Source organism: Oleiphilus sp. HI0067, assembly GCF_001635735.1.
On the sequence record NZ_LWFI01001425.1, the window covers coordinates 1 to 788 of the forward strand.

Annotated in this window: 1 pseudogene; it reads left to right on the forward strand. The window is 46.2% G+C overall.

The annotated features are described in order from the left end of the window. Positions 1 to 788 (forward strand): annotated as a pseudogene (locus A3739_RS23190) (phosphate ABC transporter, permease protein PstA); the annotation flags it as partial.

Below are 788 nucleotides of genomic sequence, written 5' to 3' on the forward strand. Positions count from 1 at the left end.
TAGATAGAGCTTTGGATATTTATTCTCAAATTCATGATATTGAGAAGAGTGACATTGGTTCTATCAATGCGGGTATCGAACGTCTTCGACTTCAGCAGCGCAAGTTGGAATTGGAAGATCGTTTAACATCGCAAGCACTTGCTGATATTGAAGCTGAGCGAGCAGCATTAAATGCTGAATACGATGGCTTACAGGGCCGTCTTATCGAGCTTTATGGCCGAATAAACCGCGACAAAGTTCGTGTACAAAGTATGGACGGCACGCAAATCACGGTTGATCTTGCGAAGATCGTTCATGCCTTCCAGCCGAACGCGATGAGTATTGGCGATAAGATCGTTTTCTACATTGCAAAACTCTACGAGTTCATCAGTGACGAACCACGTGAAGCCAATACCGAAGGGGGTATCTTCCCTGCTATTTTCGGTACGGTTTTGATGGTCATTATCATGTCGATCATCGTGACACCATTTGGCGTAATCGCAGCAGTTTATCTACGTGAATATGCCCACCAAGGTACGATGACACGTATCATACGTATTGCGGTAAATAACCTCGCCGGTGTTCCTTCAATTGTTTACGGTGTATTTGGTCTTGGCTTCTTTATCTACTTTGTCGGTTCCGGCGTGGATAAAGCGTTCTTCCCAGAAGCATTGCCGTCACCAACATTCGGTACCGGTGGTCTACTATGGGCATCGATTACACTCGCGATTCTAACGCTACCAGTCGTCATCGTCGCAACGGAAGAAGGCTTGTCACGTATCCCTCGCTCCATTCGCGAAGGTAGTTTG